Annotated in this window: 25 protein-coding genes and 1 tRNA gene; 10 read left to right on the forward strand and 16 right to left on the reverse strand. The window is 64.8% G+C overall.

The features are described 5' to 3' along the window. Positions 1-46: 46 nt before the first annotated feature. On the reverse strand, positions 47-295 hold the full coding sequence (locus GBA63_RS04035; RefSeq protein ID WP_166173691.1) for an FmdB family zinc ribbon protein: 249 nt from the start codon (positions 293-295) through the stop codon (positions 47-49). Positions 296-406: 111 nt separating this feature from the next. Between GBA63_RS04035 and GBA63_RS04040 the strand changes: the two genes are divergently transcribed. After that, a tRNA-Ala gene (locus GBA63_RS04040) sits at positions 407-479 on the forward strand. Between the two features lie 461 nt (positions 480-940). Here GBA63_RS04040 and GBA63_RS23075 read toward each other — a convergent pair. The 7 genes from GBA63_RS23075 to fmdA form a co-directional block, all read right to left on the reverse strand. After that, the gene (locus GBA63_RS23075; RefSeq protein ID WP_207957067.1) at positions 941-1,189 is read right to left on the reverse strand and encodes a site-specific integrase; all 249 of its coding nucleotides are present in this window, start codon (positions 1,187-1,189) and stop codon (positions 941-943) included. A 12-nt stretch (positions 1,190-1,201) separates the two neighbouring features. Next, entirely contained in the window at positions 1,202-1,462 is a 261-nt protein-coding gene (locus GBA63_RS23080) for a site-specific integrase (protein WP_207957068.1), read from the reverse strand. 38 nt (positions 1,463-1,500) lie between these two features. Continuing rightward, complete coding sequence (locus tag GBA63_RS04050; RefSeq protein ID WP_166173692.1) at positions 1,501-2,523, reverse strand: alpha/beta fold hydrolase; 1,023 nt, start codon at positions 2,521-2,523, stop codon at positions 1,501-1,503. A 26-nt stretch (positions 2,524-2,549) separates the two neighbouring features. After that, on the reverse strand, positions 2,550-2,885 hold the full coding sequence (locus GBA63_RS04055; RefSeq protein WP_166173694.1) for a DUF190 domain-containing protein: 336 nt from the start codon (positions 2,883-2,885) through the stop codon (positions 2,550-2,552). Next, on the reverse strand, positions 2,885-3,262 hold the full coding sequence (gene crcB, locus GBA63_RS04060; RefSeq protein WP_166173696.1) for a fluoride efflux transporter CrcB: 378 nt from the start codon (positions 3,260-3,262) through the stop codon (positions 2,885-2,887). The genes GBA63_RS04055 and crcB overlap by 1 nt, the downstream gene beginning before the upstream one ends. 70 nt (positions 3,263-3,332) lie before the next feature. Then, a complete protein-coding gene (locus GBA63_RS04065; protein WP_166173698.1) occupies positions 3,333-3,845 on the reverse strand; it encodes an AmiS/UreI family transporter in 513 nt (170 codons plus the stop codon). 114 nt (positions 3,846-3,959) lie between these two features. After that, entirely contained in the window at positions 3,960-5,243 is a 1,284-nt protein-coding gene (gene fmdA, locus GBA63_RS04070) for a formamidase (protein WP_166173700.1), read from the reverse strand. Between the two features lie 257 nt (positions 5,244-5,500). Here fmdA and GBA63_RS04075 point away from each other — a divergent pair, with 257 nt between their 5' ends. Then, positions 5,501-5,779, forward strand: a complete 279-nt coding sequence (locus tag GBA63_RS04075; RefSeq protein ID WP_166173702.1) for an FmdB family zinc ribbon protein — start codon at positions 5,501-5,503, stop codon at positions 5,777-5,779. A gap of 826 nt (positions 5,780-6,605) precedes the next feature. Here the strand turns inward: GBA63_RS04075 and GBA63_RS04080 are convergent. Beyond that, positions 6,606-7,538, reverse strand: coding sequence for an alpha/beta hydrolase (locus GBA63_RS04080; RefSeq protein ID WP_166173704.1), 933 nt, complete (start codon positions 7,536-7,538; stop codon positions 6,606-6,608). A 426-nt stretch (positions 7,539-7,964) separates the two neighbouring features. On the opposite strand from GBA63_RS04080, the gene GBA63_RS04085 reads away from it, so the two are divergent. The 3 genes from GBA63_RS04085 (at position 7,965) to GBA63_RS04095 (ending at position 8,756) form a co-directional block, all read left to right on the forward strand. Continuing rightward, on the forward strand, positions 7,965-8,189 hold the full coding sequence (locus GBA63_RS04085; RefSeq protein ID WP_207957069.1) for a hypothetical protein: 225 nt from the start codon (positions 7,965-7,967) through the stop codon (positions 8,187-8,189). 181 nt (positions 8,190-8,370) lie between these two features. Beyond that, a complete protein-coding gene (locus tag GBA63_RS04090) occupies positions 8,371-8,574 on the forward strand; it encodes a cold-shock protein (RefSeq protein WP_166173706.1) in 204 nt (67 codons plus the stop codon). Positions 8,575-8,609: 35 nt separating this feature from the next. Then, a complete protein-coding gene (locus tag GBA63_RS04095) occupies positions 8,610-8,756 on the forward strand; it encodes a hypothetical protein (RefSeq protein ID WP_166173708.1) in 147 nt (48 codons plus the stop codon). Between the two features lie 432 nt (positions 8,757-9,188). Here the strand turns inward: GBA63_RS04095 and GBA63_RS04100 are convergent, their stop codons facing one another. The 4 genes from GBA63_RS04100 to GBA63_RS04115 all read right to left on the reverse strand — a co-directional run bounded on the left by GBA63_RS04100 (position 9,189) and on the right by GBA63_RS04115 (position 12,771). Continuing rightward, the gene (locus GBA63_RS04100; RefSeq protein WP_166173710.1) at positions 9,189-9,692 is read right to left on the reverse strand and encodes a C40 family peptidase; all 504 of its coding nucleotides are present in this window, start codon (positions 9,690-9,692) and stop codon (positions 9,189-9,191) included. Between the two features lie 613 nt (positions 9,693-10,305). Next, entirely contained in the window at positions 10,306-10,707 is a 402-nt protein-coding gene (locus GBA63_RS04105; protein ID WP_166173712.1) for a hypothetical protein, read from the reverse strand. A 78-nt stretch (positions 10,708-10,785) separates the two neighbouring features. Then, positions 10,786-11,454 carry a hypothetical protein gene (locus GBA63_RS04110; RefSeq protein WP_166173714.1) on the reverse strand — a complete coding sequence of 223 codons (669 nt, stop codon included), beginning with the start codon at positions 11,452-11,454 and terminating at the stop codon, positions 10,786-10,788. A gap of 138 nt (positions 11,455-11,592) precedes the next feature. Continuing rightward, a complete protein-coding gene (locus GBA63_RS04115) occupies positions 11,593-12,771 on the reverse strand; it encodes a pyridoxal phosphate-dependent aminotransferase (RefSeq protein ID WP_207957070.1) in 1,179 nt (392 codons plus the stop codon). Between the two features lie 121 nt (positions 12,772-12,892). Between GBA63_RS04115 and GBA63_RS04120 the strand changes: the two genes are divergently transcribed. Together GBA63_RS04120 and mutM are read left to right on the forward strand one after the other, a co-directional pair. After that, the gene (locus GBA63_RS04120; protein WP_166173716.1) at positions 12,893-13,732 is read left to right on the forward strand and encodes a Cof-type HAD-IIB family hydrolase; all 840 of its coding nucleotides are present in this window, start codon (positions 12,893-12,895) and stop codon (positions 13,730-13,732) included. Further along, on the forward strand, positions 13,733-14,548 hold the full coding sequence (mutM, locus tag GBA63_RS04125) for a bifunctional DNA-formamidopyrimidine glycosylase/DNA-(apurinic or apyrimidinic site) lyase (RefSeq protein ID WP_166173718.1): 816 nt from the start codon (positions 13,733-13,735) through the stop codon (positions 14,546-14,548). A gap of 294 nt (positions 14,549-14,842) precedes the next feature. On the opposite strand, the gene GBA63_RS04130 is transcribed toward mutM, so the two are convergent. After that, positions 14,843-15,418 carry a hypothetical protein gene (locus GBA63_RS04130; RefSeq protein WP_166173720.1) on the reverse strand — a complete coding sequence of 192 codons (576 nt, stop codon included), beginning with the start codon at positions 15,416-15,418 and terminating at the stop codon, positions 14,843-14,845. On the opposite strand from GBA63_RS04130, the gene GBA63_RS04135 reads away from it, so the two are divergent. Next, positions 15,417-15,839 carry a hypothetical protein gene (locus GBA63_RS04135; RefSeq protein ID WP_166173722.1) on the forward strand — a complete coding sequence of 141 codons (423 nt, stop codon included), beginning with the start codon at positions 15,417-15,419 and terminating at the stop codon, positions 15,837-15,839. The two genes, GBA63_RS04130 and GBA63_RS04135, sit on opposite strands and share 2 nt — an antisense overlap. 15 nt (positions 15,840-15,854) lie before the next feature. Here the strand turns inward: GBA63_RS04135 and GBA63_RS04140 are convergent, their stop codons facing one another. Beyond that, positions 15,855-16,307, reverse strand: a complete 453-nt coding sequence (locus GBA63_RS04140) for a hypothetical protein (protein ID WP_166173724.1) — start codon at positions 16,305-16,307, stop codon at positions 15,855-15,857. Between the two features lie 65 nt (positions 16,308-16,372). Further along, positions 16,373-19,546 (reverse strand): isoleucine--tRNA ligase, encoded by a 3,174-nt coding sequence (gene ileS / locus GBA63_RS04145; RefSeq protein WP_166173726.1) that lies wholly within the window; start codon positions 19,544-19,546, stop codon positions 16,373-16,375. 511 nt (positions 19,547-20,057) lie between these two features. Here ileS and GBA63_RS04150 point away from each other — a divergent pair. Further along, entirely contained in the window at positions 20,058-21,740 is a 1,683-nt protein-coding gene (locus tag GBA63_RS04150; protein WP_166173729.1) for a molybdopterin-dependent oxidoreductase, read from the forward strand. Positions 21,741-22,036: 296 nt separating this feature from the next. Then, entirely contained in the window at positions 22,037-22,720 is a 684-nt protein-coding gene (gene nfi, locus GBA63_RS04155; protein ID WP_166173731.1) for a deoxyribonuclease V, read from the forward strand. Positions 22,721-22,803: the final 83 nt, after the last annotated feature.

Below are 22,803 nucleotides of genomic sequence, written 5' to 3' on the forward strand. Positions count from 1 at the left end.
CCGAACGAGGTCCGGGAGGCCTTCGGGGAGGTTGTTCTCCGACTCCTTATCCGCAGCCGCAGCCTCCGCCGCAGCAGCCGCCCCCGCCGCCCGAGCTGGCGATGCGGGCGTCCATCATCGGGTTCGTGGACATGGCGGAGGCGCCCGGGGTAATGGAGGCGAAGTTGGAGATCACACGCCTGGACTCTACGGAGCCGCATTCGGGGCACTCGGCCGGGTCGTCCGAGGCGCTCATCGAGCGCATGAGGTCGAAGCGCTCTTCGCAGTCGGCGCACTTGTACTCGTAGAGGGCCATCCGTCCCACCTCTCGTTCCGCGAACATACAGCAAACCGTATTGTACCCGCAGGGGGAAACCCGTGCGCGTTGAATAACGCGCCCACCGCACGTAAACTCACCTCCCATCCCGGGGCCGTAGCTCAGTTGGGAGAGCGCCGCCTTTGCACGGCGGAGGTCAGGGGTTCGAATCCCCTCGGCTCCACTCTGAGAATCTGTCGTTTTGCAGGTAAAACGGAAGTGGGTTAGAGAGGACGAGAGTCTTAGTTGTCAGTATTGACAGTGACGTGAGTTCGCCGGCGCGACGGGACGACCGCCTTTGACCAAGGGGTAGGAGTGAAGGATTACCGCGGGTGCAACGCTGCCAAGAGGCTGATGTTCCACAGGCGAGTCGAGTGCTGCCCTACGTGTCACAACTGGGACGAGGTGGCCGATTGGCCGGGATACGGTTTTAAGTCGCCTGACGGCACGGTGGTCAGGGTCTGCTGCGAGGTGGCGGATAGGCTCGAAGGAAGGGGCGCAAGTTACGTCGGCGAGGCCGTGTGGAAGGCGACTCCTGACGAGGAAGACAGCGCTGTCTGAGGCGGAGATCGTCGGACCCGTTTGGCCCGACGATCTCCGCAAGCCGAGCGCATGGCGCCCGGTTCGGCCCGGGGGAACGATGCGCTAGAGAAGGGCGCTTTCTATCGCCGCCGCTGCCTGATCCCCCATACCCGGTAAGACGTGGCTGTAGGTGTCGAGGGTGATGGCTACGGTCGCGTGCCCCAGCATCTCCTGGACTATCTTGGGATTGACGTTCCCGGCCAGGAGTAGGGTCGCACACGTGTGTCTGAGGTCGTGGAGCCGGATGACTGGAAGCCCGGCATTCGCCAGGAGCGGGGCGAATGAACGCTTCCTCAGGTTGGTGGGGTTCAAGAGCGTTCCCCTCTACAAAGCGAAAACGAGTCCGCCGTCCTCGTAGAGGGAGCCCAGCCGGTCGATCTCCTGCAGCTGGCCAGAGAGGTGCGCGCGCAAAGCCTCAATCGCTAAGTTCGTCAACCTGACGCTCCGGCGGCTCTTGGCGGTTTTGGGCTGGCCCAGCGAGAACTTACCCTTGACGCGGGTGAGCGTGCGCCTGACGCGCAGCATCCCGCCTTCCAGGTCCGCGTCTTCCAGGAGACCTCTATTTCTCCTCGGTTTCGGCAACATCCTGCCTTCACAGTCCGACAGGTAGCGTCATCCTGTCTCTAGCTGTCGAGCAGTTCCTTTAGGCCGTTGTCTATAAACTCTGTATCCTCCGGATTCAACCCGCCGCCGGCGAAGTGGCCCCACACCCCTGGGATCACCCGGAGCTCGGCTTCCGCGTTGGTCATGTGACCCACTGCGTACTCTTCGTCTTCGGGAGGGAAATAGAGGTCCTTCTCGGCGGGCATGACGATGGCTTTGGCCTTTATAGCGCCGAGAGCCCTTACGTGATCCCCGTCGAAGCCTGGCGTCTTTCCGACGTCCCCATTCTGCCAGGTCCATAGCATCGCCAACAGGTTGTTGGCGTCCCGGCCGTCGAGGAAGAAGCCTTCCCAGAAGCCGACCAGGAAGTCCTCTAGCGAAGAGAAGCCGAGTTTTTCTTTGTAGACTTCGTCCCAGTAAAATGCCTGTGAGAAGCCCCATCCGGCGTACACCCGCGCCATGGATCTGAGGCCCTTGATGGGTTGCTCGTCGTACCAGCCGTTCTTGAAGGCGTCGTCGGCGGTGAGCGCGGCCTTCACTCCTTCGAGAAAGACGAAATTATGCCGGCTGGTCTTTGAGGAGCCGCAGAAAGGCAGCATCCGCTCGACCATATCCGGGTAGCTCACCGCCCACTGGTAGGTCTGCTGGGCGCCCATCGACCAGCCGGTGACCAGGGCGAGCTTCTCGATACCAAAGTGTTCGGTTACAAGCCGGTGCTGAACCCCTACGTTGTCATAGAGCGTAACGTGCGGGAAGCGGGCGTTATCGTAGGGTGGGGGTGTGTTGGAGGGTGAAGAGGAGACGCCGTTGCCGAGCATGTTCGGGATAATGATGAAGTACTCGTTTGGGTCGAGTGCCATGCCCTCCCCGATCAGCCACTCGTTCTCCCAGTGGCGGCCCGAGTACCAGGTCGGGTAGACGATCGCGTTGCTCTTGTCTTCATTGAGCGTGCCGAAGGTCTTGTAGGCAAGCCTCGCGTGTCGCAGGGTCGCACCCTCCTGCAGAACGACATCTTCCAACTCAAAGATTTCGTGATCGTTCACGAACGCTACCTTTCCTTGATCCCCGTCTACAGGGCCGCCGGCCGGGAAAAAATAACCCGTACCGGTTCGGTGGTTACCACTCCCTTGTCTACCATCTCATCGAGCTTGGGTAGGACGTTCTCGATCTTCTCCGTCCGGTCGATAGCTACTATCACCACGGGGAGGTCCGCCGAGAGGTCCAGGATCCGGGCCGTGTGTATCCGCTTGTCTGCGCCGTACCCTTCTATGCCGTGCAACACCGTGGCGCCGGCTATTCCCTCATCGTGCAACATTTCGACGATAGCCCGGAAGAGCGCCTTGCGCCTGTACCGGAAAGAATCCCCCGTGTAAACGGTCAACTTCGTGGCGTCAACCGGCTCCACTACGCTCCTCCTATGAGACGTCCGACGATGACGCCGAGATACACGAAGACGAGCCCAAGCACGAGTTGCCCGAGAGTATTGAGAAGCGTCAAGAGCAAGCCGCTGTCCGTTAGCAGGCCCAGCGACTCGTAGCTAAACGACGAGAAGGTCGTATATCCTCCCAGTATGCCCACGGCCACAAACGTCCGGGCTCCTGCCGGGAGCGATCCACCGTCCACGAGAACGAGCACGATACCGATAAGAAAAGACCCTGAGATGTTCACGAAAAACGTACCCCAAGGGAAGCCGGAGCCGAGCCAGGCTCCCATCCAGCCGCCAACCAGATATCTGGCGGAAGCCCCGATAGCTCCCCCGAGTGCGACGTAGAGTAGCCCCACTCTCTAACCTTCAACCAAGTATGACAAACACGCACCTTTCCCTAGCAACAGCGACCGGCATCAAGATAGCCTATACGCTGAGGGTTCCTGTGAGAAGCAGGTAGCCGGGGACCCAGGCTGTGATGATGCCCGTAGCTATGGTAAGCCAGCCGCTGAAACGGGTGAGTTGTCCCATCCCCAAGGCAAGCAGAAGCCAGTAGACGAACCACAGGACGGCCCAGGCCGACCAGTTCAACGCCAGCCAGATCGGCCCCCCGGCGGCGAAGAGCGAGATCGCGGTGGGTACGGCAGTTACCGCGACGAAAAGACAAAACCAACCAAGGCCCCGCCCATCTACGTCTATCAGGCGGTTTATCCCTACCCAGATATAGGTAAAGGCGAATAGCAAGAACTGCGCCGCCGCCAGCACCGATGCCTGGTTCGCCTCCAACCCAAAGGCCGAATACAGCGCCACAAGCACCACCAGCCCCCCAGTAAAGAAGTTCATCACCCAGATCTCACGGTCCTGGATGTGACCGAGAAGCCATATGCCGTTGAGGACGAGGACCGCTCCTACGTAGAGTAAGCCCAGACCAAGATACATAACCTAGCGCCTTTCCGTGGACCGCGGGAGATAAGGTTCTCCCGCGGTCCACGTATCACCTCACAGCAGCCCGTAGCTCATGCAAGCCACGCTACCAGGACGCGCTGCTCCGCCCTAAGACTGCGGAGCCTGCACATGAGTCTCGCGGATCTCCGAATCGCCTGGAGCATGGGGAAGCTGGGCCTCGCGGGCAACCCGGCTGGGCACGTCCTGCGGTACGATGGGGCGCTTGAAGATCTCGGTCGGGATATAGATCGAGACGCACGCGTTGGGTATGTCCACGATGCCACTGACCCGGCCTTCTATCGGGGCCGTCCCGATTATGATGTACGCCTGCTCGTCGGTGTAGCCGCACGTCTTGAGGTACTCGATGGCGTTCAGGCACGCCTGCCGGTAGGCGACGGTAAGGTCCAGGTAGTGCTGGGTGTTGTCCTCGCTGACCCCGACGCCCTCGAAGACCAGGAAGCTCGCATACCGAGGCTGGAGGTGTCCCAACTCGAACATCGGCATGTGCGTGGGACGGTTCATGGCGTACTTCTCCATGCCCCCCTTGATCAGCTCCACCCCGAGGTCTATGTGCCCGGCCATCTCGATGGCCCCGCAGAAGGTGATCTCACCGTCCCCCTGCGAGAAGTGCAGGTCGCCCATCGAGAGCTTGGCCCCCTCAACGTATACGGGGAAGTAGATGCGTGAACCTACCGTCAGGTCTTTGATGTCGACGTTGCCCCCGTGCTCGCGCGGGGGGATCGTCCGTACGGCCTCTCCAGCCACCCGCTCGAACTCACTACCGCTCAACGTCCCCAGCAACGCATTCTGTTGCAGCGGAGGAAGCGCCAGCGGCGGCACCCGATCCGGGTCCGTGTCGATGAGGGCTTGCTCCCGCTGGTTCCACCTCGCCAGCAGGTCATGAGAAGGTGCGCACCCGATGAGACCGGGATGCCTTATCCCCACGAACTCCACATCCGGCACGTGCCGCGAGGTGGCGTACAGGCCGCGCAGGTCCCAGATCGCCTTGTGCGCGTCGGGATAGACATCGGTCAGAAACCCACCACCATTTTGCTGGGAGAAGATGCCGGTGTAGCCCCACTGCTCTCCCGATCCGGAAGGAGGCTCGACGGCTAGGATGTCGACGACGAGCAGGTCCCCAGGCTCCGCGCCGTTGATGTGGATCGGTCCGGAGAGCACGTGGCAAGGCGTAAGGTCTATATCGCGGATGTCATCCGCGGAATCGTCGTTCCTGACCTGTCCGTTGGTCCAATCCAGACACTCGATTCGGAAGTCCGTGCCAGGGTCCGTTGAAGCTGCCGCCGGGATGTCTGGATGCCAGCGGTTGTGACCGGGCACCTCCTGATCCTGCATAGGCTTGTTTACGTCCGCCTTGAATAAGGTTTCGGCCACTGCCTTCTCCTCTCTTCCCCGGTGAGCTTCCTTTACGGAAGTTTACAAAGGCTTCTTTTCTGTCCTTGCTACTCTGGTTACCTTCCTCTCCGTTGTGGTGCTTTCCCCAAAACACCTTAATGTCTTTTAGTATACAAATGCTTAAATTTCGTGTCAAGTACCCGGGTGCAAGGAATCGCAATTGGTGCGAAAATCGTATACGGATGCACTATGCGGCACTCGGGGAAACACGGTGAGGCGCGAGGAGAGGAGACGAAGTGCCGATCTACGACTTTGTCTGCGAGGATTGCGGGCCGTTCGAGCAGCGGCGTTCGTTTACCGAGGCGGGTGAGCCGATGGCCTGTCCCTCTTGCGAGAAGGAAGCGAGACGGATCTTTTCGATGCCCAGCACCAGGAGCATGCCCATCGCCCTCTCCGGTGCCATGAGCCGCGCCGAAAAGAGCGCCTACGAACCCACGGTCGTGCGTCAGCCCGCGGGCGGTACGTTGCCCGGCACAAAGTACAGCCCGGGGCACGGGGGACACTGCCACCACTAGCGCCAACCCCCGCATCAAGCCGCAGCTGGCATAGGCCGTTCTTCGCGCACGGCGCATTATCCCTTTACGAATGGCTCCGGTGGTGGAGCGAGGGGCCGAATACAGTGGCTGCTGGTAGTCGCGCGGAGCAACTCGCCACGAAGGCGGGGGCGGCCATCAGGCCACCCCGCTCTCTCCCCTGGACCGAGTCGTGACTACGCCGGGAGCTCTGAAGGGCCTCTCGCGATTGCCAGGCGAGACCCATGCGAGCTCCTGGAGCGTCACCAGGTTGGGGGTTGGGGCGAGGTGCCTGCGGAAGACGCCAAGGAGAACGGCCTCTTCGTCCGCGAGGGCTTGCGGATCGTTTCAGCCTACCCGGTCGGTGACGGGCAAGTCTGGCTCATCACCGAGGCCGACCCCTTCTCGACCTGCTTCCTGCCCCCGATGAGTACCGATAACCCTCATCAGAGGTCGCCGTGTCTCAGACCCACGGCGACCTCTAGGGGCGAACGCGTACTGCAACCGGGCCGGTACGGACCGGGACGCGCCGGACCAAGTAAATGCAAGAATCGCTCAAATTGCCTGCAAATAAGCGTAATCACCGGACGCATCGGGACGGGCTAGAACGTGCCTCCTGGCTCTTGCACGGCGGAGGTCAGGGGTTCGATCTCCCTCTGCTCCACTCCTGGAATGCGGTGCTTTGCAGGCAAAAGACAGCCTGATAGTCTTTTCAGGCTCTTTGCCGTGGCCGTACTGCAACGCGGAGACGGTGCCGGTCCATGAGAAAGGTTCCGGAGCAGGGCCCCCGGTCTCGTTGACTTCGTTGCTGCCGCCCTGTTCCCCCGCATCAGCGAGAGGTCTCTACCTCCACGAATTGCCGGCCCAGCAGGTGCCGCTCGAACCACTGTACCGCCGGTATGGCAGTCTCGGAGAGACCGGGCTCGGTATAGGCGTCGAAATGCGCTCCGCGTGTGATCACCAGGGATTTCGGTTCGAGCGCCCGATCGTAGGCCGCCACCGCGAGGTCCGTCGGCGTGAGCGTATCGTTCCCCGCGACGATCATCAGTAGCGGCGTGGGCGAGATGCGGTGTATGTTCGCCGCCGGGTTGTACTCGAGGAACTTCTCCATCGATTCTAAAGAGACCTCGTTGCGCCAATTTGGGGCGATGCTCCGGCCCGTCTCGGTGAACCATTCGTAGGACTCGGGCGTCGGGAGGGCGGAGGGCTCTCCCTCCGGTGCCACCACCGGTATGTGGGTGCTCCCTTCTCCTTCATAGCGCCTGAGACGGTCTTCGGCCAGCATATCGTGGAAGCCGGCGAAGATGTCCGGGCGCATGAGGCGCTGGGCGTTCTCCCACCCGTCGGCAAGCGGCACCTGTGCGACGACGGCTTTGATCCTCTTGTCGAAAGCGGCCAGGTGCAAGACGTGCCCACCGCTGTAGGATGAACCCCACACCCCGATGCGATCCGGGTCCACCTCCGGACGCCGTGAGACCCACGTTATGGCGTTCCTGTAATCCTCGTGCTGCTCGGTCGGGAAGAGCCTGACGCGCGGCTCGCCTTCGGAGTCGCCGAAGTACCGGTAGTCGAAGACGAGCACCACGAGCCCGGCCTCCTCGAACTTCTCGGCGAAGTTCGCGAGGTGCATCTCTTTTACCGCGCTGAAGCCGTGGGCCATGACGATGGCAGGACGTCGCTCTCCATCTTCCAGACCGTCGGGGACGTAGAGCCAGCCCGCGCAGCTCAGACCGCCGCTGGCAAAGGTTACGTCGCTCTTCATGCCCTCTACCTTTCTACGAATAATCTTTACGCTTCGCCCGCCACCGTACCTGCCTATATTGTGCGAATATACACAAGCACATCTTCTGGCGCAACGGACTGCCGCAAGAGCGTCCCCCGCTGCACAAAGCGCCTTCGAGCGTGGGCGAGTGGCCCGCGGTCGAACCTTCTCGGCTCGACTCCTGAGACCTCTGGGGTAAGCCGGATACGGACGCAAAGCAAGGGGACGGGGCGCCTCTTAGTCCTTTACGGATCTCCTGCGGACCCGCCTTCCTGCTTAGACGACGCGGGTTCTCGTCGCGGATGTTTAGAGGATAGTGCTCTACCGCGAAGCTGCCGTTCGTGGGCCGGGCGGGGTGTAACGTTTTTGTCCTTTCTTCGCGTCCAACTTCACGACGAGGCAAGCCGGATCGAGAGGAGGCCGAGCGTGTCGGAGAAAGCGAAGGGTAAGGCCAAGGAGGCCTACGGAGCCGTGACCGGCGACGAGGGCAAGAAGGCCGAGGGACAGGCGCAGCAGAGGAAGGCGTCGGCGAGGGAGGAGAGGGAGCAGCAGAAGCGCACCAGGGCCGAGCAGGACAAGGCCGACCGGGCCGAGAAGTCGCGCGACAAGCAAAGACGCAAGGACAAAGGCGGCCTTTTGGGCAACCTGTAGAAGCCCCCCACGAATCGCAATCCGGGCCGGGGTACCCTTTCCGGAGTGTCCCGGTTCGCATCGTGGTAGAGTACAGGCGTAGTCAGATACGTGGGTTTTATGGTGACCGAAGCGCCGCCCTCCACAAGAGGAGCGGTTTTTTATTGCGGTGGAGCCCCCCAAAAGAAAGGCGGGCTCCTATATGGCCCAAGGAACGGTCAAGTGGTTCAGCGACGAGAAGGGCTTCGGCTTCATCACCCCGGACGAGGGTGGCGAAGACCTATTCGTCCACCACACCGGCATAGCGGGTGGCGGCTTCAAGTCTCTAGACGAAGGCGCGAAGGTCTCCTACGAGGCGTCCCAGGGCCGCAAGGGGATGCAGGCTGACAACGTCGCCACGGTCTAACCGGCCCGGTCGACTCTCAAGGAAGGGTGGCCAGCATGGCCGGCATAGGTAAGAAGATCAAAGAGGCGGCGATGAACGCCGCTAAAGACAGGGTATCCGGTGGTAAGAAAGGCAAGCACTCCAGAGGCTCGGAAAGCGGCGTGGACAAGGCAATGAGGGCCGTCAAGAGCCGCCTGAAGTAGAAGAAGCCACTATCCGGCCGGGGTCCTTCGGGACCCCGGCCTTTTTCGTGGTGATGATCCGACAATTCTCGCCCCTCGCGAACGCGTCCAAGCAAGGGGAAATCGAGCGCCCGGTAGGGGCGAAAGAATGCCGCTCCGCGGAAGTTGGGGAGATAAATTCCGTGGCGCCGGCGTGCCGCGAGAATGGAGAAAGGCGACACGGAGCGGGCGGAGGTCTCCCGACCAGGCCTAGAGAGGTTCCCCCTGATACCGCGCGGTCCGCTCCACCAGCGCCGCGCCTACGCAGTTGGGCCTCTTTGGAAGGCTGTCAGCTTTCAGCCATCAGCTTTCAGCAAGGACAAAAAAGCTGACCGCTGAAAGCGTAGGCGAAGCCGGAGCGGGCCGATAGCTGACCGCGCGGATTGCGGTGGCATTGAGCCACCGCAATCCACTTTAGCGCACAGGCATCCTCTTCGCCCCGCGGTAACCATTTTGGAAGCGCATCTGCGTCTCGACCACCCTGCCGAAGTAGCCCGAGGCATGCACGAAGTACCCGCTACCGGAGTAGACGCCGACGGTGTCGAGGTAGCCGTTCTTGTCGGCGTCGAAGAAGACCGCGTCGCCGGGCCGTAGGTCGGCACTCGCGATGCGCTTGCCGTACTTCCATTGCCGGCGCACGTCGTCCGGCAGGACGACGCCGAAGCGCGCGTAGACCACGCGCGTCAGGCAGGGGGTGTCTATGGTCGCCGCCGACGCCCGGCAGCGGCGGTTCCGGTAGTCGTGCGGCCTGCCCAGGTATTCGCGGGCCTCCCGCACCACGTCGCCGCCCGACGCCCTCGCGGCCGTTGTCGCCGCGTCGGGGCTCTCCTCCCCCCTGGCCGCGCCCGCCGCCAGGGCAAGCCCGACCAGGATCGCCGCCACCATTGCTGCCAGGCCCCTGGGCACCGCTGATCCCATCCTTCCGCCCTCCCCGCTTCGTGGCCACCAAACCGAACAACGCGTCGGGAACCGACACGCGAGGATTCTGACAGCCCTGGTACGCCACTGCAACAGCCAAACGGCCAAACCTTCTGGCCGTTCGGCCAGGAATTCCACCTTCACACCCTTACTGCCAGCCACGCGGCACGCAGGTATCACGGGGTTCGTGTTGTGACGGCGGTATGCAGAAATATCGAGCCCATGGCGAACGGGCCACGAGTTGCAGAGGTTTTGAGGCATAGAGGTTTCGAGGGGTGCGTCACGAAACAAGAGCCCCGACCCTCCGCCCCTAAAAGCCTTCAGAGCCTCAAGACCTTAAAGCCTAACGAACCTCCGGGTTCGGTCCTTATGCAACCCACTATGAGAATAAGACCATGGCATCCGCGGCGGTTTTCGCTGGTCGATCCGACCCGGTTTTCCGATGCCTTCGTGCCTTGACTGGGATCAGTCGGTCGGCCCGGGCGACGGGTGATCTGTAGCCGGAACCCTGGCCGGACCCGAGGGCCGGCGTACATCCGCCTGCTCTCCGGCAGGACCTTGAGCCTGCAACGGGCGCAAGATACACGTCGGGAAGCGACGAACCCCGTCCACGTTACTCGTCCTTTAGCCGCAAGTAATCGTCTACCCTGAACTTGAAGGATTTCTCGCGACGGTTCCCGCGCGCGTCTTCGACCACGAGGAATATCCGGGGACGGCCCTCGTATCCAGCCTCTTTGAGGTCCTTCGCGAGCGCCTTGGCGCGCGTGTGGAACCGGGAAGACTCCCCGGGCGTCAGGATGAAGGGCAGGGCGTGATCCCCGCCGAAAGGTCCCTCGTAGACTGGTCCCGGCTCTCCTTTCGCAGACACGTAGACACTGACGATCTCGACCTCTTCTTTACCGGCGTTGGTCACCCCAAAGAAGACGTGCAGGGGGGAGATGTCGCCTCCCGGGCCGGCGAAGGCACCGAGGGACTGCGAGAGCCGCAGGTTTGGGCCGTCCCTTCTCCCGATCACGCGTCTAGCCCAACCAGCCACGGGAACAGCATATGACAGCGGGGCGAGAGACGCGAGCCCGCGCGACGCTGTCCTACGCTATTCCGTTCCCTGATCCGGCCCCTCATGGTAGGCCCAGAGGTCGGTGTTTACCCGGAAAGAACGCCGGTAGGCGTTGCCCAGCCTGTCGGTCGCCTCCAGCGAGAGCCTGACGTTGCCCGCGTGGCCTTCTTTCTCCAGCGTGTTCGCCAGGCGGGTCAGGGAGAACCTGTACCCGACGCCGTTGCCCGGGACGAGCTCCACGGGAAAGCCCTCGGCCGCGTCGGAACCAGCCACGTTGGCGGCGTCCCTGGCGAGGTTTTGGGGCAGCGTCCTCTTCTGGACGGGATCGAGCACCATACGCCGCCCGAACGGCTCCCTCTCGCGGAACACGAGCCTGACGGCGCTGATCCAGGCCACCCTCTCGCCCTCGTTGGTTATGGAGAACCGCACCACCGCGGAGCCCCGCGGGTACTCCACGCCGTGCTCCCTGAGAAAGTCCCCGAGCCGCATGTAAAGCCCCTCCTGGGTCTCGTCGTGCATCTGCGGGGCGGGGGGGCCCCCGGAGGGACTCCCACCCGGCACGCCGACCCGGTACTCGTAGCGAACCCTGACCTTGAGCCTCGGCCTCCGGTCTCGCCTCTGCAGGTAGAGGTTGAGCAACGAGAGCACGAACGCCAGCACCGAGACCACGACGGGCCCCACCTCTGCCAGATCCCCACCCCTCAAACTTCCAACCCTCCCGCGTCGTCCCTCTCGCCTTCGTCATCGCACGCACTACCGGCTTCTGTCGCACTCTACTACAAACATTAGTTTGTAGTCTACGTCGAGACCGGGCTGTGGGGGATGGGAAGCGGGTACCGGGGGCTACCGGGCCGTCCGGGCCAGGACCTCGTTCATGCGGTCGAGGGCGCGGGAGATGTTCTCGCGGGAGTTGGCATAGGAGAGGCGGAGGTGGCCCTCGCCGTGGCGGCCGAAGGCGGTGCCCGAGAGGCAGGCGACCCCGGCCTCGTTCAGGAGCAGGTCGGCGAGGTCCGCGGCGGGGTGGCCCGTGGCAGAGATCTTCGGGAACGCGTAGAAGGCGCCCTGGGGGGAGATGCACTCGACGCCCGGCAGGTCGTTGAGGCCGGCCACGATCAGGTCTCTGCGCCCGCGGAATTCTTCTAGCATCCTGTCTACGCCGTCCTGGGGGCCGTGGAGGGCGGCGAGGCCCGCGTGCTGGGTGGCGGCGGCCGTGCAGGAGTTGGAGTTGACCTGGAGCTTCGTCACCTGTTCTGCGAGGGGTTCCGGCATCACGCCGTAGCCGAGGCGCCAGCCGGTCATCGCGTAGGTCTTGGAGAAGCCGTCGAGGACGATGGTCCGTTGGTCGGGGCCGAAGCCGGGTTCCGAGGCGATGCTGGCGAAGGAGCCGGAGTAGAGGAGGCGGGCGTAGATCTCATCGCTCAAAACGGTGACTTCCGGGTATTCTCGCAGTATCTCCGCGATGCCCGCGATATCTTCGGCGGTGAAGACGCCGCCGGTCGGGTTGGCGGGGGAGTTGAGGATCACGAGCCTCGTCTTCCCGCTCAAGCCCGCCCCGAACTCGTCGAGGTCGAACCTGAACCCGTTCTCCTGGCGCAGGGGGACGAAGACGGGGGTACCGCCGACGAAGTCCACCATGCTCTCGTAGATGGGGAAGGCGGGGTTGGGCATCAGGACCTCGTCGCCCCTCTCGACGAGCGCCAGGATCGCGAAGAACATGATCGGCTTTCCGCCTGGCGTGACGACGACCTGGGCCGGATCCACGCTTATGCCCCTGCTCCTCGCGACGTCGGCGGCGATCGCCTCGCGCAGCTCGGGGATGCCGGCGGTCGGGGTGTAGTGGGTCTCGCCCGAGCGGAGCGCCCGGCAGCCGGCCTCGACGATGTGCCCGGCCGTGTCGAAGTCCGGCTCCCCGATCTCGAGGTGGATTATGTCGCGACCCTGCGCCTCGAGCGCCTTCGCCTTAGCCAGGACGGAGAACGCCGTCTCCGTCCCGAGGCGCCCCATACGACCCGCCAGCTTCACAAGACCCTCCCTTTTTCGGACCGGACCTCCCGCATTACACCACGGGTCGGACGCGGTATCATCGGGACGCTCTTGGTGGCCGGGGAAACGCCCCGGGGTCACGGTTTTCGAGGGGAGATCTTTGGTCGCGGAAAGGAACGACGGGCTGCGCTTCGACCTCGCGGCCTTCGACCTGGACGGCACGTTACTGCGCAGGGACCTCGAGATAACGGACCGCGCCGTTGCGGCCCTGAACGGCCTGCGGGAACGGGGGGTGCGCCTGGTCATCGCGACGGGCCGGCGCTACGAGTCCGCTGTCGAGCACGCGAGGAGGCTTGGTTTCGGCGGGGAAGATCCCGTCGTCTGCTACGGCGGCTCCATGGTCAGGCGGATGGGCGGGGAGACGCTCCTGCACCGGACGCTACCCAAGCCTCTGGGCCTTGAGGCCCTGGAATGGGCCGCGGAGCGCGGACTGCACGCCCGCGTCCTCGTGGACGGACGCGTCATTACCTCCCGGGACAGCCCGGCCGCCGTGCGGTTCATGCGGCGTTTCGAGGAGCCCGGCGGCGTCGTGGTCGATTCCCCGTCCGAATGGCTCGCCAACGGCGGAGAAGAGCCGACGAAGCTCGTGATCGTGGACCATCCCGACGACGTCGAGGGTTGGCTGAAAGAGGCCCAGGACGCGTTCCGGGGCAGGCTCTTCGTGACCCGCAGCCTGCCGCACTACGTCGAGGTCGGGGGTATCGAAGGAACGAAGTCGAGGGCGCTCGGGTTCCTCTGCGAGCGGTGGGGGATAGACCGGGAGCGCGTGCTCGCCTTCGGGGACGCGGACAACGACGTGGACATGCTCCGCTTCGCCGGCTGCGGCGTCGCCGTCGGCCCGATGACAGACGGGGTGCGCGAGGCCGCCGACGAGGTGGTCCCGAACGTGGACGAGGACGGGGTTGCCCGCTTCGTCGAAAGACTCTTGAGGAGCGCCTGAATGCCCGAGCTACCCGAGACCACCGTGATCTCCCAGGACGTCGCCGCGCTCGCCGCCGGGCGCGAGGTGCTGCGGGCCGCGGTCTTCCGGCCCGACGTGACCAACGTGGAGATGGAGGAGTTCCCGCGCAGGCTCGTCGGGCGCCAGCTGTTCGGGACCGGCAGGCGGGGCAAGATCATAGTCCTCGACTTCGGCGACGTCGTCGGCATAATCCACCTCGTCATCTCGGGCCGCGTCCTCCGCCTCCCCGAGTGGCGGGAACCCGATAGGATGAACACGGCCGTCCTCGAATTCGAGGGAGGCCCGGTCCTCGCCTTCACCCGCCTCTGGCTCGGCTACTTCGACCTCTACGAGCCGGGCGAAGAAGAGAACCACCCCCTGATCTCGCGCCTCGGCCCCGACCCGTTCTCAGAAGACTTCACCGTCGAATACCTGACGAAGGCCTTCGAGAGAAAAGCGAACATAAAAGGTCTCCTCCTCGACCAGTCCGTGATCGCCGGCCTGGGCAACATCTACGTGGACGAGGTTCTCTTCGCCGCCGGCGTCCACCCGACCCGGAGGGCAAACACCCTGACTGCCGAAGAGACCCAAAAAGTCCACGCCGCCACCCGCGACATCCTCCGCCGCGCCATAGACCTCCGCGGCACCACCTTCGACTCCTACCACGACGCCTTCGGCGAGACGGGCAAATACCAGCACCAACTCCAGGTCTTTACACGGGCCGGCGAGCCTTGTCCGCGGTGCGGCACCACCGTCGGCAAGAGCCGCGTCGCGGGTAGAGGGACGTATGCGTGCCCGACCTGCCAGCCCGTGTAGCACGCTCCGGCTTCGCCTCCGCTTTCAGCCCGGCGCCTGCAGCGCCTTTCAGCACGCTCCGGCTTCGCCTCCGGTCGCTCTCAGCACGCCGCCTGACGGCGGCTTTCGGCTTCTTTAGTGGGGGGCGTGGTCCGCAGCGTCGGACGTAACCCCTCGAAACGGCGCGGCTGGAACTAGCCATTGCGGGCGGGCGCCGGTTCGCCCCAAGAGGTACCTGCTGAAAGCCACCGAAGGAGGCGTGCTGAAAGCTTAGGCGAAGCCGGAGCGTGCTGAAAGGCGCGAAGCCCGAGCGCGCTAGCTGGTCGCTTCTATGAGATCCGGGTTCTCGTCGGCGAGGGTTCTGGCTTCTTCGTATGCCTGCTCGGCCCTCTCGTAATCGTTGCCCACCTGTTCTAGGAGGTCGAGGGCTTCCTGGCGGTTGTTTTCGAGGGCCGGGTCTTCCTGGAGCAGGGTGTAGAACTCTATCTCGCGGTCTTCGGCGGAGATCTGGGCCTCCATGGCGTCCGAGAGGGTGCTCGCGTAGCGCTTTACGGCCGGGTCGACGTCGAGGTCGTTCACTTCGCTTAGGGAGGCGTTCGCCTCTTGAAGCCTTGAGCGGGCCTCTTCCATGGCGTCCCTGGCTTCCGTTATGCGGTCTTGCTGGGCTGAGGGGTCGTTGCCGGCTTCGATCTCGCTCTTCACGTCCGCGTAGGTGTCGCGGGCCTCGCCGAAGGACCTGTTGTGCTCGGAGATCGCCGCGTTCGCTTCGACGATGGCCTGGTCGGCCTGCTCGCCGGGGCTCTCGCCGAAGAGGCCGGAGCAGCCGGCGAAAAGGAAAGCGGAGAGCAAGATCACAACGAACAGCGCCTGACGGTTTATCATGTAGGGCATGAGCGAGGGAAGTCTACCGCCTTTCGGTATATCAAGGCCAGGGTCTTTTCCGGGTCTGGTCAAGCGCGCGCTCGGCCGCTTCTTCGGGAAGCCCCGCCACGCGGAGATCCCGGCGTCCGACCCGGCGCTGGGCACGCGGGCGGCTTCCGTCGTGCGCCGTCACGCCGACGAACGCGCCACGCTTCTGGAGCGGGCGGAGAGGCTCCTTGGGAAAGCTCTCCGGCTCGAGGAGGCCGGGACGCCCAGCGAGAGCGCCGGCAACCGCGCCGAGCGGGCGTGGAGAGAGGTCGAGGAAGGCCTCGCCGCGTTGCGCGCCTCTTTTGTCGCGTCCGAGGGCGCCGAGGGCGCCGAGGCCTTCGACCGGGAGCTTGGCAGGAGGTACCCGGCGCTCGGGCTCAAGATGCACGGCCTGAACGCCTGACGGTTACCGCTCTCTTTAGTCCCCCGTGATGGACCCGTAGGCCTGCTTGGCGAAGTTGCGGGCCGAGGGGCCCGTCTTCGGGTTCAGGAACAGGAAGGCCACGCCCGCGACGAGTAGGAGAAAGAGGAAGCCGCGCCCGCCGCCGCCCTGCTTGACCCTTTGTCCGCGCACCCGCTTGGTCCCTTCCTGGGCGGCGCCCGCGGCGGCCTCGACCTGCTTGCGCAGCTTGTCGTCGTCCCAGAGCCTGCCGACGATCTCCGTCGGGTCCTCGCCCGAGAGCTCGTCGAGGATAGTCCGCGCCGACTCTATGAAGACGCGGATGTTGTCCCTGAGGTCGTCGTCGTAGAGCAACCTCTCGGCCACCGGCCTCGCCCCGGCGTAGGCCGCCGACAACGCGGCCGCCGGGATGAACGAGTTGCCCTGGGCCTGCTCTTTTAGCTTCTCTGCCCGGCTCTTCCTGCCAAACACGCGATACCTCCTGCGCCTGATCCTGACCTCTACGAAGACTACATCATACCCGTTTGCCCTGACCTCTACCCCGCGGGCTCCAGCCTGACCATCAACGCCTCCCCGTCGACGCTCACCTCCTCGTAACCTTCTGCGTCCCCGGCGTCGAGGTCGAGCTCCCGGGCGAGCACCTCGGTCTTGAAGTACTCCCCCCAGCGCCCGCCGAGCAGGTCCGCCACCCGCTCGTTGCCCCGCAACCCGACCGAGATGCCCTCCTCTATCTCGAACCCGCCGTCCCGCCTCAGGTTCTGCACCTTGTGGACCAGCTCCCTCACGAGCCCCTCGTCCTCCAACTCTTTATCGAGCCTGACGTCCAGCGCGACCGAGAGGCCGCCCTCGCGGGCGAGCGCGTAACCGTCTCTTTCGGTCGGCTCGACGAGCAACTCCTCCGCGGCGAGCGTGACGGTCTCTCCGTCCACATCCACCGCGACGGCCTCCCCGGCCGCGGCCCTGGCGCCGACGGCCGGTGGGACCTCCGCCAGCGCCCGCCTGATGCCCGGTACGAGCCTCCCGTACTTCGGCCCTACCACCCCGAGGTTCGGCTTGAGGTCGTAGGACGTTACGTCCTCGGCCGCCCCGAAACGAAGGTCCTTTACGTTCAACTCCTCTAGGACTATGTCCTTCAGGCTCTCGACGCCCTCCGCCAGGTCCTCGTTCTCCGGGGACTCGTCCACGACCACTACCTCCCTCAGGGGCTGGCGGTTCTTGACGGCGGCCGCGTTGCGGGCCGCCCGCCCGAGCCCGACGACCCGCCTCGCCCCGGCCATCCGGCCGGAGAGTCCTTCGTCCACCAGAGTCTCGTCGAAGGCGGGCCAGGCCGCGAGGTGGACGCTGTCGGGGGCGTCCGGGTCGGCGCTTGCCAGGTTCTGGTAGAGCTCCTCGGCGACGAACGGGGTGAAGGGGGCAGTCAGCTTCGTGACCGTCGTCAGGCACTCGTAGAGGGTCGAGTGGGCCGCCTTCTTGTCCCTGTCGTCCTCGCCTTTCCAGAAGCGCCTGCGGCTGCGGCGCACGTACCAGTTGGAGAGCTCGTCCACGAACTCCCCGATGGCCCTTCCCGCGGCCGTTACGTCGTAGGCGTCCAGGCGCTCCGTCACGGTCTTTACCGTGAGTTGGAGTTCGGAGAGCGCCCAGCGGTCCATGAGGGTCCGGTCCCGGGGCTCGACGAAGTCCTCCTGCGGGTCGAAGCCGTCTATGCGGGCGTAGGTCACGAAGAACGAATACGTGTTCCAGAGGGTCAGCAGGTACTTGCGGACCGCCTCGTCGACCTGGTCCTCGCTGAACCGCCGCGTGTTGCCCGGGTTGGTCGCCGTATACAGCGCCCACCGCAACGCGTCGGCACCCTGCTTTTCGAAGACCTCCCACGGGTCTATGACGTTGCCAAGGGACTTGCTCATCTTCTTGCCCTGGGAGTCCAGGATGTGCCCGAGCACCAGGCAGGTCCTGTACGAGGACTCCCCGAAGAGCATGGTCGAGACGGCGAGCAACGAATAGAACCAGCCCCGCGTCTGGTCCACGGCCTCGCAGATAAAGTCGGCCGGGAACTGGCGCCCGAAGTGCTCGGCGCCCTCCGCGCCCGAGTGGGGGTAGGCGTACTGGGCGAACGGCATCGAGCCGGAGTCGAACCAGACGTCGAGCACCTCGGGCACGCGGCGGGCCTCTTCGCCCGTCTCGGGGTGCCTGACGCGCACGTCGTCTATGTACGGGCGGTGGAGGTCGTCGGGGACCCGCGCGGGGTCGAGGGCTATCTCCTTCAGCTCCTCGACGCTGCCGACGACGACCGTTGCGCCCGATTCCGTGCGCCAGATCGGCAACGGCGTGCCCCAGTAGCGCTCGCGGCTCAAGGCCCAGTCTATGTTGTTCCTGAGCCAGTCCCCGAAGCGCCCCCATTTCACGTGCTCGGGGACCCAGTTGATCCCCTCGTTCTCCGACAAGAGGTCGTCGAGCACGGCCGTCGTCCTCGCGTACCAGGCCCTTTTTGCGTAGTACAACAGCGGCGTCCCGCACCGCCAGCAGTGCGGGTAGGCGTGCTCCAACTCCTCGGCCCGGAACAGGGCGCCACCCTCGCGCAACTCGTCCACGAGCCCCGGGTCGGCCTCCTTGACGAACACGCCGGCGAACCGCCCGACCCTCTCGTCGAAGGTGCCGTCGGGCTTTACCGGGTGGATCGTCGGCAGCCCGTACCTCTGCCCGAGGCGGGCGTCGTCTTCGCCGTAGGCCGGCGCCGTGTGAACGAGCCCCGTCCCTTCCGTGGTCGTCACGTAGTCGCCGAGCACGACCGTCCACAGGTTCTCCGACGGCTCGACGCCTATGTAGTCGAACGGGCGCCTGTACTTCAGGCCCTCGAGGTCCGAGCCTTTGCGCGTCTCGACCACCTCGTAGCCGTCACCGCCGAAGACCTTTTCGAGGAGTTCGGAGGCCACGATCAGCCTCTCACCATTCGCCTCGACGGTCGCGTAGTCCACCTTCGGGTTCGCGGCGACGGCGGCGTTCGAGACCAGGGTCCATGGGGTCGTGGTCCAGATCAGGAGGCTCGTGTTCCCGTCGTCTTCCAGCGGCAGCCTGACGTAGACGCTGGGGTCTATGACGTCCTCCGGGTACTGCTGGTAGCCGAGGGCTACTTCGGCGGAGGAGAGGGAGGTCTGGTCGCGGGGGCAGTGGGCGCTTACCTTGTAGCCTTCGTAGAGGAGGTCCTTGCCGTGGAGGGTCTTGAGGGCCCACCAGACGCTCTCTATGTACGAGTTGTCCAGGGTGCGGTACGGGTCGTCCATGTCCACCCAGAAGCCGAGGCGCTCGCTCATCGCCTTCCAGTCGTCGACGTGGCGGAAGACCGACTCGCGGCAGAGGCGGTTGAAGTCCTCGACGCCGTGTCGCTCTATGTCGTCCTTGCCCGAGAGGCCGAGCTCCTTCTCGACCCCGATCTCGACGGGCAGGCCGTGGGTGTCCCAGCCGCCCTTGCGCTCGACCCGAAAGCCCTGCATGGTCTTGTAGCGCGGGATCAAGTCCTTGAAAGACCTAGCCAGAGCGTGGTGGAAGCCGGGTTTCCCGTTTGCCGTCGGCGGCCCTTCATAGAACACGAACGGCCTGTCCTCCGGCCGCTCATCCACGGACCGGCGAAAGGTCTCCCGATCCCGCCAGAGACCCAGGACCTTCTCTTCCAGATCTGGAAACCGTACCCGCGGGTCTACTCTCTCGAACGTCATGGCCCACTACCTCTCAAGCTAAAACCCCCGCCCCAGGCGGACGGAGTCTCCGACTCCAACCGCAGGGACGGGGGCCTCGTGAGAACCCTCGCGGTACCACCCCGCTTGCCAGGAGCTGACCCCCTGACCTCTTTGCGGCGTCGCGCTCTCGCGGAACGCCCCCGCTCTAACGGGCGGACCCGGCCGGCCTTACTAACGTCTAGACCACGCGTTCTTGATCTTCCGCTTTGGGCCGGCGGCTCGGGGAGGATCTTCGGGCCGCTTCCCGCGCCGGGCTCACACCGTCCCCGGCTCGCTCTGACGGGGGTGGCGGCCTTACTCGTTCCCGTCGTCGCCTGTAAGGGGCTTTGTAGCGCCAAAGAGCGGGTGTGTCAAGGAGCGGGCGGTGATCCGGTCCGAGCGGCCGGATCGTAATCTATTTGTAAGGACTTGTAAGCCCGAGTCAACGGTTCGGGAGTAGACTCTTTTTGGAGAGCACGGTCGTGCAGGAAGCGTATTGGAGAGCGGTAGCATGAGGATTAGAGCGGGAATAGCGGGGATCGTCGGTTTGGTAGTGGCGCTGGGCGTCACGGAGCTGGTTCACGGCCTCTACGATCTGGTGCCTTCGGTGCTCGGGTCCATAGCGCAGGTAGTGGTCGAGTGGACGCCGGGCGGGATCGTGACGCAGGGCATCGAGCTTCTTGGCACGGCTGACGTACCAGTCCTGATCGGGTCCGTCGTCATAGGGACGCTCGCGGTCTCGGCCCTCCTCGGCATCCTGGCCGTGCGGCGACCGGCCCTGGCCCTGCTCGGCGTGGCCCTCCTGACGGCGCTCGGCATCGCCGTCTCGTTCGTGGAACCGTTCATCAACCCGGTCGCCACCGTGGCGAACGTCGTCGTAGGCCTCCTCGCCGGCACCATCGTGGCCGAGCTGATGCTCCGGGCCGCGGGGCTCAGGGAGGTGAAGAAGGCTGCGCTCGAAGCCGCACCCGCCGGGACACCCGGCAGCCCGGAGTCACCCGCCGTCCGGTGGCGTGAAACCGGCGCCGGGAGCATGTCCGTCGGCCGCGGGGGCTTTCTGGCGCTCGGCGGCGGCGCGGTGGTCGCGGGCCTCGCCGCCCTCGGCCTCGGACGCTTGCTCTCCGGCGGCTCCCAGACCGCGTCCGCCCCGAAGAGGCTCGACCTGTCCAACGAACCCGCGGGCAAGCCCTCCGGGAACGAGGGCGAGAGTGACGGGGGCGGGAAGGAGGCCGTAACGCACGAGACCCTGCCGAAACCGCCAGCCGACGCCTCCATAGACTTGCCCGGGATGCCCAAGCTCATCACCCCGGCCGCCAACTTCTACCTGATAGACGCGGCACTAACCTCCCCGAGGGTGAACGCGGACGACTGGAAGCTCTCCGTAAAGGGGGCCGTGCAGAACCCCGTCGAGTTCTCCTACAAGGACCTGCAGGAGATGTCCACCCTGGAGTCCGACGTGACGCTCTCTTGCGTCTCGAACACGGTCGGCGGCGGGCTCGTCTCCAACGGGCGTTGGACCGGGGTCCTGCTCTCGGACGTGTTGAAGGAGGCCGGCGTCAGCCGGGAGAACATCTCGAGCGCCAGCCGGCAGCTCGTCGGGCGCAGCGTGGACGGCTGGACGGCCGGTTTCGAGACGGATATTGCCCTCGACGGCCGGGAGGCGCTCGTCGCCTTCGGTCTAAACGGCAGCGAGTTGCCCGTCAAGCACGGGTATCCGGTGAGGCTCGTGGTTCCGGGGCTCTACGGATACGTCTCGGCGACGAAGTGGCTCTCCGAGATCGAGCTGACGAGCTGGGACTTCGACGCGTACTGGATCCAACGCACCTGGACCAAGGAGGGCCCGGTCAAGACCCAGTCCCGCATCGACACGGTAAAGGGCGGCGATAACCTCCAGGCGGGCCGGGTCCCCGTAGGCGGCGTCGCCTGGGCCCCCCACCGCGGCATCGATAAGGTCGAGGTCTCCACGGATAACGGCAACACCTGGAACGAGGCCCGCCTGGCATCCCAGCTCCACCCCGACACCTGGCGCCAGTACGTCTACGACTGGGACGCGAAGCCGGGCTCCTACACCCTCAAGGTCCGCGCCACGGACGGCGAGGGCGTCCTCCAGACCGCCGAAGACCGCCCGCCCCACGGCGGAGGCGGCACCGACGGCGCCCAGGGCTACCACACGATGGAGGTCACCGTAGCCTGACCGAGCCCGAAAACCGCCTATCGAAAGTGCTAAACTGCAGGTTGAGGTTGAGGGTGTTGCCCGTCCCCGGCGGCCGGAAACCCCGTTGTAACCAAAGTGTTTCCGGCGCGTAACACTTTCGTAACTCGGCGGCAAGGGCATCGTAACGGGTTAAGGGTAAGATTCAGATTAAACCGAGCCCTGGCCGATGGGACCATTCCCCCCTCCAGATCCCATCGGTCGGGACGGTTTTCTTTTTTGGTCTTTTTTCTGCGGCACCGGCGTTTCCGGGCGGCATCGCGGGGTAATCTGGTGGCATGAAGGTACGGAAACTGCACGACCTCGACCTGTCGCCCTCCGGGGCAAGCCGCCTCCAGAAAGAGCTGGCGCCAAAGGTGGTCACCGGGCCGCCCCTGGACCCCACGAGCATAAACCACGTCGCCGGCGCCGACGTCTCCACGGAGGGCGACAGGGCCTACGCGACGGTCGTAGTCTTGGATTTTCCCGGCCTCGCGCCGGTCGAGGTGCGGGGTTTCGAGACGGAGCTCACGTTTCCATACGTGCCGGGTTTGCTCGCCTTCAGGGAGATACCGGCGGTGGCGGGCGCGCTCGAGAAGGTCGAGACGCCGGTGGATGCCGTCATCTTCGACGCCCAGGGCCTCGCCCACCCGCGCCGCATGGGCCTCGCCTCGCACCTCGGGCTCTTCCTCGACGTACCATCCATCGGCTGCGCCAAGACCCGCCTCGTCGGCACGCACGACGAGCCGGGCCGGGAGAAAGGCAACGCCACCGACCTCGTCCACAAGGGCGAGATCATCGGAAAGGTGCTAAGAACGCGCAGCAACGTCTCACCGGTCTACGTCTCCATCGGGAACCACACGGACCTGCAAAGCGCCGTCGAGCTCGTCCTGGCCTGCTCCCCAAAGTACCGCCTGCCCGAGACGACCCGCCAGGCCCACGACGCTGCGAACCACCTGCGGCGCGGAGAGACATTGTTTTAGCCTGTCAGCCGGTCAGCGCGCTTTGGGCCTGCGGCCCTCGCTTTCAGCTTGTCAGCTTTCTTCCGCTCGCGGCCAAATCTGGC

Origin of the sequence: Rubrobacter tropicus, assembly GCF_011492945.1 — a bacterium.
Classification (GTDB): domain Bacteria; phylum Actinomycetota; class Rubrobacteria; order Rubrobacterales; family Rubrobacteraceae; genus Rubrobacter_D; species Rubrobacter_D tropicus.

Excerpts from the sequence above, each read along its gene's own strand:
- nfi (WP_166173731.1), top strand. The coding sequence starts at position 22,037 with ATGAAGGTACGGAAACTGCACGACCTCGACCTGTCGCCCTCCGGGGCA.
- GBA63_RS04065 (WP_166173698.1), bottom strand. The coding sequence starts at position 3,845 with ATGTATCTTGGTCTGGGCTTACTCTACGTAGGAGCGGTCCTCGTCCTC.
- GBA63_RS04135 (WP_166173722.1), top strand. The coding sequence starts at position 15,417 with ATGAGCGAGGGAAGTCTACCGCCTTTCGGTATATCAAGGCCAGGGTCT.
- GBA63_RS23080 (WP_207957068.1), bottom strand. The coding sequence starts at position 1,462 with ATGTTGCCGAAACCGAGGAGAAATAGAGGTCTCCTGGAAGACGCGGAC.
- GBA63_RS04080 (WP_166173704.1), bottom strand. The coding sequence starts at position 7,538 with ATGAAGAGCGACGTAACCTTTGCCAGCGGCGGTCTGAGCTGCGCGGGC.
- GBA63_RS04130 (WP_166173720.1), bottom strand. The coding sequence starts at position 15,418 with ATGCCCTACATGATAAACCGTCAGGCGCTGTTCGTTGTGATCTTGCTC.
- GBA63_RS04150 (WP_166173729.1), top strand. The coding sequence starts at position 20,058 with ATGAGGATTAGAGCGGGAATAGCGGGGATCGTCGGTTTGGTAGTGGCG.
- GBA63_RS04095 (WP_166173708.1), top strand. The coding sequence starts at position 8,610 with ATGGCCGGCATAGGTAAGAAGATCAAAGAGGCGGCGATGAACGCCGCT.
- GBA63_RS04035 (WP_166173691.1), bottom strand. The coding sequence starts at position 295 with ATGGCCCTCTACGAGTACAAGTGCGCCGACTGCGAAGAGCGCTTCGAC.
- mutM (WP_166173718.1), top strand. The coding sequence starts at position 13,733 with ATGCCCGAGCTACCCGAGACCACCGTGATCTCCCAGGACGTCGCCGCG.
- GBA63_RS04100 (WP_166173710.1), bottom strand. The coding sequence starts at position 9,692 with ATGGGATCAGCGGTGCCCAGGGGCCTGGCAGCAATGGTGGCGGCGATC.
- ileS (WP_166173726.1), bottom strand. The coding sequence starts at position 19,546 with ATGACGTTCGAGAGAGTAGACCCGCGGGTACGGTTTCCAGATCTGGAA.
- GBA63_RS04090 (WP_166173706.1), top strand. The coding sequence starts at position 8,371 with ATGGCCCAAGGAACGGTCAAGTGGTTCAGCGACGAGAAGGGCTTCGGC.